Source organism: Deinococcus roseus (assembly GCF_014646895.1).
Classification (GTDB): domain Bacteria; phylum Deinococcota; class Deinococci; order Deinococcales; family Deinococcaceae; genus Deinococcus_C; species Deinococcus_C roseus.
This window is the reverse complement of record NZ_BMOD01000034.1, coordinates 31,096-43,973: the sequence shown is the minus strand read 5'-3', so window position 1 is coordinate 43,973 and position 12,878 is coordinate 31,096. Positions and strand designations below refer to the sequence as shown.

7 protein-coding genes are annotated in these 12,878 nt (G+C 59.2%); 3 read left to right on the top strand and 4 right to left on the bottom strand.

Annotated elements, in window-relative coordinates:
- Positions 1-114 precede the first annotated feature (114 nt).
- From IEY52_RS23890 to IEY52_RS23880, 3 genes are all read left to right on the top strand, one after another.
- On the top strand, positions 115-903 hold the full coding sequence (locus IEY52_RS23890) for a Mu transposase C-terminal domain-containing protein (protein WP_189008179.1): 789 nt from the start codon (positions 115-117) through the stop codon (positions 901-903).
- Positions 900-1,700, top strand: a complete 801-nt coding sequence (locus tag IEY52_RS23885; RefSeq protein WP_189008177.1) for a TniB family NTP-binding protein — start codon at positions 900-902, stop codon at positions 1,698-1,700. Before IEY52_RS23890 ends, IEY52_RS23885 begins: the two co-directional genes overlap by 4 nt.
- A 311-nt stretch (positions 1,701-2,011) precedes the next feature.
- Entirely contained in the window at positions 2,012-7,009 is a 4,998-nt protein-coding gene (locus IEY52_RS23880; protein WP_189008174.1) for a pentapeptide repeat-containing protein, read from the top strand.
- A 522-nt stretch (positions 7,010-7,531) separates the two neighbouring features.
- On the opposite strand, the gene IEY52_RS23875 is transcribed toward IEY52_RS23880, so the two are convergent.
- The 4 genes from IEY52_RS23875 to IEY52_RS23860 form a co-directional block, all read right to left on the bottom strand.
- Positions 7,532-8,137: an alpha/beta hydrolase gene (locus tag IEY52_RS23875; protein WP_189008159.1), complete on the bottom strand. Its 606-nt coding sequence runs from the start codon at positions 8,135-8,137 to the stop codon at positions 7,532-7,534.
- A gap of 125 nt (positions 8,138-8,262) precedes the next feature.
- Positions 8,263-11,076 (bottom strand): family 78 glycoside hydrolase catalytic domain, encoded by a 2,814-nt coding sequence (locus IEY52_RS23870; protein WP_189008156.1) that lies wholly within the window; start codon positions 11,074-11,076, stop codon positions 8,263-8,265.
- Between the two features lie 11 nt (positions 11,077-11,087).
- Positions 11,088-11,987 (bottom strand): carbohydrate ABC transporter permease, encoded by a 900-nt coding sequence (locus IEY52_RS23865; RefSeq protein WP_229684950.1) that lies wholly within the window; start codon positions 11,985-11,987, stop codon positions 11,088-11,090.
- A gap of 2 nt (positions 11,988-11,989) precedes the next feature.
- Complete coding sequence (locus IEY52_RS23860) at positions 11,990-12,874, bottom strand: carbohydrate ABC transporter permease (RefSeq protein ID WP_189008151.1); 885 nt, start codon at positions 12,872-12,874, stop codon at positions 11,990-11,992.
- Positions 12,875-12,878: the final 4 nt, after the last annotated feature.

Below are 12,878 nucleotides of genomic sequence, written 5' to 3'. Positions count from 1 at the left end.
GGCTTGTCGGCTCGAAGGGGTATGACAGGCTCATTCTCCCACTTTGGGGACCTGGCCTAACACACAAAAATCTCAGTTAACCAATCTCTGGAACGGTTCTGTCACCAATATGGGGTGGCCTTCCAGGCAATCCCTTCCGATCCGCACCTCAGGGGCCGCATTGAACGGTTGATCGGTCTCATCAACGAGGCTTTGAGGCACCTGCCTGGTTCCACCCTCAATCGACACCGCACGAGGGGCAAAACAGGAAAGGATTATGCTTTTTTTGGTGAAAAGGACCTGGAGCGGTACCTCACCCAGTACCTGCTGGACCGCATCAATGTGCAGGTGAAAAGGGGAGAGGTCCTCAGTCGCCTGCAAAACGCCTGGGTGCAGGTGAGTGAGGGAAAAAGCCAATTCAGCCCCCTTCCTGAAGGAGACCACGAGAAAATCCAGAAAATGCTGATGCCTTGCTTCAAACGCTCCCTGCAAAAAACCGGTTTGCAGTGGAAGTACAGGCATTACGTGTCCTTCCATCCTGAGGTCCTGAACCTGGTGCGCCGCCGAAAAGCGGTGGGAGAAGTCACGGTGCTCTTTGATCCCCACAACATCCAGCAGGTGTGGTTGCTTCATCCTGAAACAGGGGAATCCATGGAACTGTTCTGCAAGGACATTCCCAGGCCGACCAGCATCTGGGCGTGGGAGGAAGCCAGGAAGCAACTGGAGTTGGAACTCAAACCCGCCCGCAGTGCCCATCAAATCTACCAGAAGGTGCTGCAGATGCGAGATGATGACGTGCCAGCGGACCCCAATCCTCCAGCAACCCCCACAGAACCGGCGCCAGGAACGAAATTTCCCTCCGCCCACTGGCCAAAGTTTGGCATCCAGGAAGCACCTCCAGAACGCAACAGGGGAAGGCATTGAAGTTCTCCCGTGAGGACCTGATCCGCTCCCGGGAATCCGCATGGTTCCTGATTCCGGAACGAGAGCGGTTGCTGGAGCGCCTGTCGCAGCTGGTCACCGATCCTCCGAGGCACCGGGAGCGCAGCCTGGGTTTGATTGGGCCCGCCAACTCTGGAAAGAGCCGTCTGATCACCCAATTCATGAAGTTGCATCCTCCTGTTTATGGGGAGGAACTGGACCTGAAACCCATCTTGCTTCTCCGGATGTCCCCACTCAGGAACACCTCCCAGTTGGTGGACCGACTGCTGGCCCTGGTGTCTCCCGTCAAAGTCATTGGGAATGAAGATGAACGCACCGAGCACCTGCTGAACCTGCTGGAGGTGGTGGGCACGAAAGTGATTGTGCTGGATGAATTTCACGATGTGCTGAGTGTGGGCAGCCAGACCCGGCACCACATGCTGACCAAAATCAAAGACCTCAACAATGCCGGGTTGCGGATTGTTCCTGTGGGCACGGACCGCATGGTGGACGCACTTTCCATCAACCCAGAACTTTCCACCCGTTTCACCCGGGCGAGGTTGGATGCGTTGTCTTTTGAGGACAGCCTGGGGGTGGCTGCAGCTTTTTTTGCTCACCTGGGTTTGGAGGAATGGACGGCCCCTTACCAGAAGGTCGCGGAGATGGTGTACATGCGGACTTCTGGAACCATTGGCAACCAACTGGATGTCCTCGAAGAAGTGGTGCTTCAGGCCACTTCAACGCAGGTCAAAGTGACGATCAGGTTGTATCAGGACGCTCTGGAACTGCTGGGGTTTTGAAGGATTCTAACGTCTTGGTGTCTTGCCATTCCCGCTTGACTGAATGAACGTGTGACACTGCTTTGGTTGTATTGGAGGCAAAGCAGTGTGCAGGGAAAATCAAGTGGGTGCTGCAAAGAAGATTCTAAAATCCTGCACCAATGGGTGTGGAACACTGTGGCCAGGGTGAACCCATGATCTCCAGAGCTTGTTTTTCCGCGCTAGCATTGGGATCCTCCCCGTTGCCTCACTGCAATCTATTCAAACAACATTCAAACAATTCAAACTTGCTCATGCGCACCAGATGCAGTACCATGGAGTAGAGGTGAACCATGGCCACCCTGAGCCGATACCACATTCAAACCGCACTCAAAAAACATCCTCCTCAGGGTGCCCTGAAAGACCTCACCGGCAACCTCCTGCAGGTCGTCAATGATGAGGGTTACGCCAGGGTGGAAGACATCCACACCAAACTCTTCCCGCTGGCCCAGCTGGCCAGTGCCAACACCATGCTCAACCGGCTGCTCAGCGACCTGAACAAACACTTCACCCAGCAAAACCTTCCCATTGAAGCCAGAATCACCCAGAACCGCAAAGCTGGAGCCAGAAATAGGCAGGTCTGGTTCGAAGGTGAAATCCAGGTGCCCGCTCCCTTCACGACCCTGGAGTACCTCGCCCTGAACAACCAACCCTTGCTGCCCCTGGAAGGGCAGGTGCTTTACGGGCAACGCCAGCGCATTCTGCTGGTCACCTTCAATAAACATGAATCCAGGGCCGTCACGGAAGTGTTCGGGCCCCCCCTGAACCACCTCACAGGCAAATGCATTCTGCAACAACTCCCCTCACCCGCACATCTTGAGGTTTACCACCTGATCAGCCAGCAGGGCAATTTGCGTGCCCAGCGCACCATCTTGCAGGCCATGCAGGACCTGGGGGAACCCCGCCTGGATGCCATCATCGCCACCGGAATCTGCTTTGGGATCAACCCCAAAAAACAAAACATTGGGGACGTCTTGATCAGCAGCCACATCGCCGAGTACGAACTGAACCGCGTGGAGGCAACTGGGGAACAACGCCGGGGCAGCATTCCGGAAGCCCCAGCACGCCTGGTGCAGGCTGCCACGGTGTTGAAGCACCAACGCAACCTGGGTTGGCCTGACATTGAGGTGGGTTTGCTGCTGAGTGGCGAGAAACTCATTGATCACCTCGCATTCAGGGACCAGCTGAAAGCCGATTATCCCACCGCCATTGGAGGTGAAATGGAAGGGATGGGCACCCTGCAGGCTGCGAGCGCTGAAGGGGTGCCGTGGCTGGTGGTGAAAGCCATTTGTGATTTCGCAGACGGTCAAAAAAACACCAGCAGCAAAGAAAGGGACCAGAAACTGGCGGCAGGCAATGCTGCACAGGTGGTGAGGGAACTGCTGGAAATGCTGTTCCAGCCACCCGAGAAACCCTCCGGACTGCCTGTGCCTGAAGTGAAAGCCCTGGATTTGCAGCAGCTTCCCGAACATGCCCTTTACCCCACGTTTGGGCAGGAAACCACCCTTCACCTGGAAATGGGGATGGATCTGGTTGAGGCCATCAAAGAAGCCGTCAAAGCCGTCAACGTTCAAGAGCGCCTGCAGAAGTGGGCCAACGCGGACCGGGCGCAGCCCCTGTTCGCCCTGCTTGGCGAATACGGGATGGGCAAAACCATTTCCGTGCAGCACCTCGCCCGCACCCTGCAAAAAGAGGCCCAGCAGGACCCCGCCAAACGCATCCCCCTGCTCTTCGATCTCAGGCACCTCACCGGGTTACATTTGCGGGTGCCCACCCTGCAAGACGTCCTCAAGGAATGCATGGCCCGCGGCTGGGACCCCAGAGGGGATGGGGAGCCTTACACCCCAGGCATGGTGGAAGAATGGATTGCTCAGGGGGCCGTGGTGATTTTTGACGGATTGGACGAAGCCCTGGTGAAAATGAATGGCAGGGAAGGTCAGGCTTTCACCCGCAACCTGCTCAGCCTGGTCACCCGGCACCTGAATGCCTTGCGCGAACACCGCAAAACCCACCCTGGAGCACCTGACCCCAGGTGGATTCCCCGGGTGCTGCTCACCTGCCGCTCGCACTACTTCCGGGACATCACCGCCCAGAAAAACCACTTCGGTGGGGAAGACCGGTTGCACCTGCAGGACGAATACCAGGTGATGGAACTCCTGCCGTTGACCTCCAACCAGATCCAGCACTACTTGCAAACCCTGTTTGCTGACCAGATGCCTGAGGTGATGCGCACCCTCGGCAGCATCCACAACCTCAGTGAATTCTGCCAGCGGCCTTACACCCTCAACCTGCTGGGCACCTTGCTTCCTGAGTTGTTGACCCAAAAGCAGCAAGGCACCCCCATCCGGGTGGTGCACCTCTACCAGCGGGTGGTGGACCGCTGGTTGTCCCGGGACGCAGGCAAGCACCACCTGAGGGTGGAAGACAAAATCAACCTGGCTGGATTCATTGCCCACACCATGAGCACCCAGGGCGCCTCTTTCCTGTCCGCCCAGCAACTGGAGGACAGCTTCCAGATCTGGAGGAGCGCCTCAAGAGTCCGGCAATCCCGTTACCCCCAGGACTTTGTGGAGCAACTCGAAGAGGACCTGCGCACCAGCACTTTCCTGGTGCGTCATGACCTGGGCGGAAAAACATACGGGTTTCGTTTCGCCCACACCAGCCTGCAAGAGTACTTCCTGGCCCAGCATCTCCTGGAAGCCCTGCTGGAAGGCCAGCTGGAACACTGGCAGATCCAGACCCCCAGCAGTGAAACACTGAACTTTCTCGCTGAACTCCTGGCGGACCTTTCCAGTGCAGCGGCCCAGAAGTTGCGGGAAAACGCCCGGAAACTTCGGGCAAACTACCTGCCCAGGGCCAGCGAATTGCTGTTTCAATTGGGTTTGACCTTGCATGCCAACGCCATGTTTCCACTCCCCCTGCAAGGCATGGATTTGCGTGGCGCCCAATTGAAGTTCCAAACCATCGGGGTGGCAGGATCTCCACTGAACCTGCGCGGCATCAAACTGGGTGGAGCGGACTTAACAGAGACCACCTGGGTCGAAGTTTCACTGGATCAGGCGGATCTGGTTGGTGCAAACCTGAGCCGCACAGAGTGGAAAGAGTGCTCCCTGCGGTTCGCAAACCTGAGCAACACCAACCTCACGGGCGCAATTTTTCACCACCCCAGAATGGGAGGCGTGGTCCTGGAAGGGGTGGAAGACCACCAACTGTATTTTGTTGAACCGGAAAACATGCCAGATGACACCCCCGGGATGTGCCTCCCCATGAAACCCGCAGGACCCAGAACCCCCGTGCTTCGCAACAGCAACTTTGAGTCCACTGGCACCCTGGACTGGTCCGCAAACGGACACCTGCTGGCCCATGGGGACGCTGAGGGTGTGGTGACCGTGCTGGATGCCCGCACCCTGCGGATCCTCCACCGGTTCCATCATCCCGGCACCGTGCATCAGGTGGCGTTTTCACCAGACAGCCTCTGGCTGGCCAGTTGTTGCACCTCCGGGGTGATCCGCGTGCATGAGTTAAACACCAGGAAGGTGGTGTACGAACACCACACCTGGACTTCATCCTGGCATCACCTCATATGGCATCCCAGCGGTCAAGGACTCTATGCCAGTGATGCCAACGGCAAGTTGATGTTTTTTCCAGAACTCAGCAGTGCCCGGTTGTCCATCCTTAAAGAGCTCTTCATGGGGTGCCATCACCTGCAGGTGGACCCTGCGGGCAAGGTGCTGCTGGCAGGGGTCGGGCGAGCCGTGCAGCTGCTGGACGCCCACACCCTGGAAACCCAGCACACCTGGTACACCCCTGAAGATGGGGCATGGATTGAAGCTTCACCGGATTTCCGGGAAGTGTACGTGGTGGGCGAAAAAGAACTGTACCAGTGTGACCTCCAAACTGGAGAAGTGTTGCAAGAAATGCCGCACGGATTGAAGCAGATTCATGTGTTGAAAACATCTCCTTCAGGTGAAGCCCTCTTGATCAACGATGGAAGTGGTTTTTTGCAACTCCGTGACCCCCTGACGCTGGAGTGGCAGCAGACCTTGCTGACCTTCGGTCACGGCCTGGGTGCAATTCAGTGGTCTCCTGATGGCCAACAGCTCGCTGCGGTCTACATGAACATGCTGCTCGTGGTTGACGTTTGCACAGACCAGGTCCAGGCGGGGTTGGTTGGGGTGCGAAGGGGCCTGGAACATGTGGTCTGGTCCCCTGACAGCACATGGGTGGTGGTTGGCAACAAGAAAAGCACCAGTGTGCTGGAAGGCTCCTCTGGGCGCCTGTTGTACCAGCATCTGGAAGGGGTGTCGTTCATGCAGCCAAACCTGTGGTCCCCTGACAGTGAACTTTTGATTCTGCCGCTCCGTGGTCAACCCTTGTGCTGGTTGAACTGCAAGACAGGAGAAACCCAGTGTTTTCAGCATGTGGTGTTGCCTGACCTTCCCAGGCTGGCCTGGAGTCCGGACGGACAACTGCTGGCTTGCATGGGTCATGACAGGCGGTTGCTGCTGCTGAATCGACAGGGCAAGGTTGTGGAGGAATTGGACCTCAGCCATCAGCAAGACCTGCGGTTCATGGAGTGGGCCTCTTCAGGCACAGGGTTGCTGCTGACTTCCAGACAGGCAGTGTTGCATGTGAAAATCAGCCCTCTGCACGTGGAGTGGAACAGAACGCTCCATTTCGTTCCCAAAGAAATGTTGATTCTCCCAGACGATGAGGCTGTGCTGGTGTCTGGCGGGCAGGGAGGGTTGCAACTGCTGGACTTGAAATCAGGTCAGGTGCTTTACTCCAACCTTGAACTTCGGGCCCACTTCATGCATCTGCAAGAATATGGTGCGGTCAGTGTGCTTCGTTGGGGTCACCCAGGCCTGCAGCTATACAGCGATGGAACCCTGCGCGAGTTGAGCGGGGAAGAAACCCGGTGGCTGGATGAAAAACAGGAGCGAGACCGTCAACAGGCTGCATTGGTGGAAGAAAGCCAGCTGAAACCGCGCCAATGGCTTGCTGATGCCCCTGAAGCCTGGCGTAACTCGATGTTGCACTCTCCCGACGGTTCCAGGTTGTTGCTTCCCGCAATGGACGGTTTTTTGCACCTCCATGAGGTGGCAGATGACGTTCTGATGTATCAACGGTCTGTGTTTGTGGCCTCCAACACCCACCTGTGCTGGGATCCTTTTGAGGATGAAGTGGTGTTTTCGTCTGGGTCCGTGTCCCGCCACCTTCAGTGGGAGGTCCACACGACAGACGGCGGGGTCCGGGTGCTGCCCTGGGAAGCATTCGAGCCTGGTCTTTGAATCCAGGATGGTCCTCTTGCTGGGGTAAGAGGACTGGACGCCCAGGTTGAAACCACCATTTCTCCTGACACGACATGAAGATGTCAAGTTGTGGGTACAGGGGTACGCTCAAGTCTGGCAGCACCCTACCAGGGAATGCTTCTTAGGGGCGTTGCATCAACACTTTGCACAAAGGCGGACCGATTAGGGCCATTTGGTGCTCCAGGGTGAGGTTTTCCCCTTAACGTGCATGATCCAGTTCACCAGCAATGCCGTGCCACTGAGGAACCGAGAACAACACCCCATCTGTTGACTTGATTCACTTTGTGAGTTAATATATGGGTGTCGGTTGAACCACCTCAAACACCCCCACCCACCTGCACCTCCACACCCACCGGTGGGGCGGTCCCACAGCCGCAACCCAAGACAGCCAGCGGCAACTCGCTGTCCCAGCAAAGCCTTCCTTTCCCTCCAGCCTGCAGCAATGCAGGCCTTTTTCACGCCGAAAGGCGCACCCAGAAGTGCACCTCAATCCACACGAGCTCAAAGCACCCCCAGCCAGTCCCGGAATTCCAACCACCCCCTGTGCTCAACCCCAGGCGAGGAAGACGGACATTGGTGCCACGTGACCTGCTGCCCGACCCTCCCCCACAGGAACTCCAGGCGCAAACCGGCCACCGACCGCAGCCCATCTTCCACGCCCACAAAAAGGGGCGGCAGGGCACCAGATGAGGTTCCCACACCCTCCACTTCAGGGGAGAACACCCCCACAAAATCCACCTTCCTCGCGTTGCCAGGGGGCCGGAACACCTGCTCCAGCACCACCCGCGAACCACTGCCAAAGCCCAGGAGGCCCAGGCGATCCAGGCCCCTACCCAGGGGATGCTCCTGAATCCGCTGCCAGGCGGTCATCAGGTCCAGGTGCACCACCGACAAATGGGATTGAAACACCCCCGGGGAAAGGCCCTGTGCAGCACAGGCCACGGACGGCACCAGGCGGTGTTTCAACACCCACACCGTCACCCCCAGCCTCCGCAACACCTCCGCCACCCGGTGCCCCTCATGCTCCAGGTGCAGGGCCTGAAACCCACCCCCCGGACAGACCAGCACCCCCAACCCACCGGGTTGATCCGGCCGGTGAACGGTCAACGTTGGACACACCACGTCCCTCACCGCCCAGGCCCCGGAGGGAAGGAAAAACCCTTCCTCCGGGAACCCACCAGGCTGTTCTCCCTCCCACAAAGGAAGTTCTGCACCGGCCGCCGTCTGCGCAGTCACCGGGAACCCACAAAAGCCTGGAGTTTCTCCAGCAAAGCCTCCCGGTGGGGCACCCCCCACACGGCGTTCCTGAGGCACATGCCCCGCTGGTTGCTGCGCAACATGCCCTTGAAAACATCCACATGGTCCACCGAGTGTTCCCCCACCAGTTTCAAAATGGCACGGTACGCCTCAGGTTGCTGGACCAGGTCATCAAACGTGGAATCCATGGATAGGGGCTTCACAGCCCCGGCAGGCAAAATGCAGCTGAACCGGTGGTCTCCGGAACCCACCTCAAACCCCTGGCCATCCGGCAACTCCACCCGGGCCCGGGTGTTGGCAGGAACCGTCACCTCCAGACGCAACTGATTCCCCTCCCTGAACCACGCCACCTCCGCCCGTCCATACGGGGTCAGGTGCACCGCACGGGCGAACGTCAAAGGCCCACCCACCTGGGGTTTCACCAGGATCTGACGGTAACCAGGCGCCGCAGGGGCCAACCCTGCCACACAGCGGTGCAAGAAATCCGCCACCGCACCCAGGGCGTAATGGTTGAAGCTGGTCATCTCACCAGGGTTGATGGTTCCGTCCGGCAGCATGCTGTCCCAGCGCTCCCACACCGTGGTGGCCCCCATGGTGACCGGGTACAGCCACGAAGGGCACTCCGTCTGCGTCAACAGCAGGTATGCGGCCTCCACCTCTCCGACGGAGGACAGGGCATCACACACCAGGGGGGTGCCCACAAAACCCGTCGAAATCAAATAACCATTCTCCCGCACCAGTTCGCGCAGGCGTTTTGCTGCCGTGTGACGCTGCTCCTCCCCGGGCAACAGGGCAAACTGCAACGCCAGGCTGTAAGCGGTGACGCTGTCACTCAACACCCGGCCGGAACCGGTCACGTACTCCCGCTGGAAGGCCCTCCGCACCCGGGAGGCCAATTCCCCATAATGGTCGGCCTCCTCCACGAAACCCAGCACCCTGGCCGCCTGGGCCACAATGTCGGCCGAGCGGGCAAAATAAGCGGTGGCCACCACCCCCGGCAGGGTCTTGGCTTTCCCCGGACTGGTCGGCGGGGCATCCGGATCCAGCCAGTCCCCGAACTGCATGTCCATGTCCCACACCAGACGCTCCCCGGTGCGGGAATGCTGGTACTCCACCCAGCGTTTCATGCTCTCAAACTGCTGTTTGAGGATGCCAGAGTCCCCGAACCGCTGGTACAGGGTCCACGGCACAATGGTGCTCGCATCCCCCCAAGCCGCAGCAGGCAGGGTCGCAGCCAGCACCTGCGGAATGACCGCCGGCACCGCCCCATCCGGCAACTGGTCCGCTGCCAGGTCCCTCAACCAGGACTTGAGGAAACCTGAAACGTCGTAAAGGAAAGCAGCGGTTGGAGCAAACGCCTGAATGTCCCCCGTCCACCCCAGACGCTCATCCCGCTGCGGACAGTCGGTGGGCACATCCAGAAAGTTCCCCCGCATCCCCCACACCACGTTTTGGTGAAACTGGTTGATGAGTTCATCACTGCACTCAAACCACCCTGTGCGCTGCAAGTCACTGTGCACCACCACCGCCTCGATGTCCGAGGGGTCCAGAGGGGCGGGCCAGTTCTCGACTTCGGCGTACCGGAACCCATGAAAGGTGAAATGGGGTTCGAAAACCTCGATGCCTTCGCCACGCAGGGTGTAGGTGTCGGTGTTCGCAGCATAGCGCAGGGGGCGAATGCCCAGTTCGCCGTTCTCGAGCACCTCGGCGTGCCTGAAGGTGACGGTGTGGCCCCTCTCGCCTCGCACTTTGATGTGCAGCCAGCCGACCAGGTTCTGTCCGAAGTCCAGCACCGTTTTGCCTGAAGGGGTGGTGAGGACGTCTCTCACAGGCAGGGTCTCGATCCTGCGCACGGGTGGGCCTTCGGGGGCAACCAGGGTGGTGAAGTCAAACGGCACGGCCTGCACCGTCTTCCAGTCCAGGTCATTGAAACCCGGGGTGTCCCACCCCGGTTGTTCTTTGCGGGCGTCGTAGCGTTCCCCGTCGTAAATGTCGTCGAACAGGATGGGCCCTTCACTCCACGTCCAGCTGTCATCGGTGTGGACCGTCTGGACCGTGCCATCCTGGTAGGTGACTTCAAGTTGCGCGAGCAGGCCCAGGGTGTTGCCATAAAGGTTGCGTCTTCCGCCTCCGAAGCCAAGCCTGCCCCGGTACCAGCCGTTTCCGAGCATCGTTCCAATGGCATTTTCACCTTCTTTCAGGAGAGGGGTGACGTCGAAGGAGTGGTACCTCAGGCGGGTGGTGTAGCTGGTCCAGCCCGGCGAGAACAGTTGATCGCTGATCCTCTGTCCGTTGATGCGGGTGTCGTGCAACCCCAGGCTGGTGACGTACAGTCGGGCGTGTTTCACACTGGCTTTCACCTGGAAGCTTTTCCTGAGCAGGGGAGAGGGTCCGGGCACCTGTGGGTCTTCTTCGCGAAGGGGTCCGACCATCTGGGCGGTCCAGTCTTCCGTTTCGAGCAGTCCGGCTTCCAGGGTGAGCACCTCACTCCAGGCCGTGCTGTGGTCGTTGCCCCACACCTGCACCCGCACCTGGGCCTGTTCGCGGGACTTCAGGGGCCGAAACGGCCAGTTGATGAGCACCGATTCCCCGGAGGGGATTTTGTCGGTGGTGTGGCGTTCCCCTTCTGCGAAGACCACTTCGATCTGGTAAGCGTCTTGTTGCCAGTTGGGGGTGGGTGTCTCGGTCTGCCAGGAGAGGCGGGGGGTGTGGACGCCCAGCCCGAGGCGGTTGTGGTGTTCGGCGTGGAGGTGGGTGACCGTGAGGGTGGTGTCGTTCAGGAGGGTCATGTGGGGGTTCCTTATCCTTTGACGGCGCCGGCCGCCATGCCTTTCATGACCATGCGGTTCAGGAACAGGTAGATGATCACGGTGGGGGCGACAGCCAGGCCGATGGAGGCAAAGGTGGGTCCCCATTCCCGCTGGCCGTACTGTCCGGTGAAGGCCAGCAGGCCGGATTGCACGGTGCGCATGTCGGGGTTGCTGGTGAAGGTCAGGGAGACCAACAGGTCGTTCCACAGGAAGAAGAATTGCACCAGGGCCACGGTGACGATGGCGTTTTGCACCATCGGCAGGGCGATTTTGTAGAACACCTGGTAGATGGTGGCCCCGTCAACGATGGCCGCTTCGATGATTTCCCTGGGGAAGCTCTGGAAGAATCCGGCGAGGAAGAACACCACCAGGGGGAGTCCGAAGGCCACGTAAGTCATGATCAGGGCCAGGCGGGTGTCCAGCAGGTTGGCCTGGTAGTACATGGTGAAGAGGGGCAAAATCACGATCTGGATGGGCACCATGATGCCGACCAGGAACATCAGGTTGACCCCTTTGGCCATCTTCCAGCGCATGATTTCAATGCCGAACGCAGCGGCGGTGCCGAGGATCACCAGCAGGAACAGGGAGGGGAAGACCACCAGCACGGAGTTGACGAAGTATTTGCCCATGTTGCCTTCGGTCCAGGCCCGGGCGTAGTTCTCCCAGTGCAGGGTTTCGGGGAGGGCCCACATGGGTTTGAGGCTGAATTCTTCGCTGCCTTTGAGGGAGGACATGAAAATCCAGAACACCGGGTAGATGGCGAGCAGCACCAGGATCAGGATGAGCAGGGTGATGGGCAGACCGAAGAGGGTTTTTTGAATTCTGGCCTGGGTGGGGTTGTAGGCGGCTTTGTTTTGCACGCCGGTTTTCATGGGGTCCTGTCCAATCATGGTCACTGTCCTCCGTTGCGGTTGCGCCACACGATCAGCAGCGTCACCACCAGGCATTGCAGGGCGAGGCCCAGGGCGATGGTGCTGCCGTAACCGTACTCGCTGTAGGTGAAGGCGGTTTTGAACATCAGCAAGGTGAGGGGGGTGGTGGTGGTGCCGGGTCCGCCGTTGGTGAGGGCGACGATGGTGTCAAAGACTTTAAGTGTGCCGTTGAGGCTGAAGATCAGCGAGGAGATGGTGATGGGTGCAAGCAGGGGCAGCACGATGAAGCGGGTGAGGGTCCAGCCTTTGGCCCCGTCGAGGCGTGCGGCTTCGAGGGTTTCATCGGGAATGGCAACCAGTCCGGTGTACAGCAGGATCGCGTAGAAGCCCATGGCCTTCCAGATTTCCATCAGTGCGATGATCCAGAAGGCGGTGTCGGCCTGTCCCAGCCAGGGCTGGATGTACCCATCCAGGCCCATGTTGTGCAGCAGGCTGTTGACCAGGCCGTACTGGGGGGCGATGGCGAACATCTTGGAGAACATTTGCGCGACGGCCACGGTGGGCAGGACCACCGGCAGGAAGATCAGGGTGCGCACCAGGGCGCTGGAGTTTTTCAGGTAGAAGTGGTAAAGCAATGCCAGCAGGAGCCCGAGGATCACCTGGCCGGTGGAGACGACGAGGGCGAATTTGGTGCCGAACCACAGGGCTTTGAGGAAGGTGGGGTCCTGGAGGATGCGCAGGTAGTTCTGGATGCCGACGAATTCAAAGCCGGTGATGGGGCTGCCTTCATACAGGGTGTAGCCCAGGGACCACACGATGGGGACCAGCAGCACGAGGGTGTAGAGGAGGAGGGCGGGGCCAACGAAGATGAGGATGGCTTTCCAGTCGCTGAGGGTTTTGTTCATGTCT

Excerpts from the sequence above, each read along its gene's own strand:
- IEY52_RS23880 (WP_189008174.1), top strand. The coding sequence starts at position 2,012 with ATGGCCACCCTGAGCCGATACCACATTCAAACCGCACTCAAAAAACAT.
- IEY52_RS23870 (WP_189008156.1), bottom strand. The coding sequence starts at position 11,076 with ATGACCCTCCTGAACGACACCACCCTCACGGTCACCCACCTCCACGCC.
- IEY52_RS23860 (WP_189008151.1), bottom strand. The coding sequence starts at position 12,874 with ATGAACAAAACCCTCAGCGACTGGAAAGCCATCCTCATCTTCGTTGGC.
- IEY52_RS23865 (WP_229684950.1), bottom strand. The coding sequence starts at position 11,987 with ATGATTGGACAGGACCCCATGAAAACCGGCGTGCAAAACAAAGCCGCC.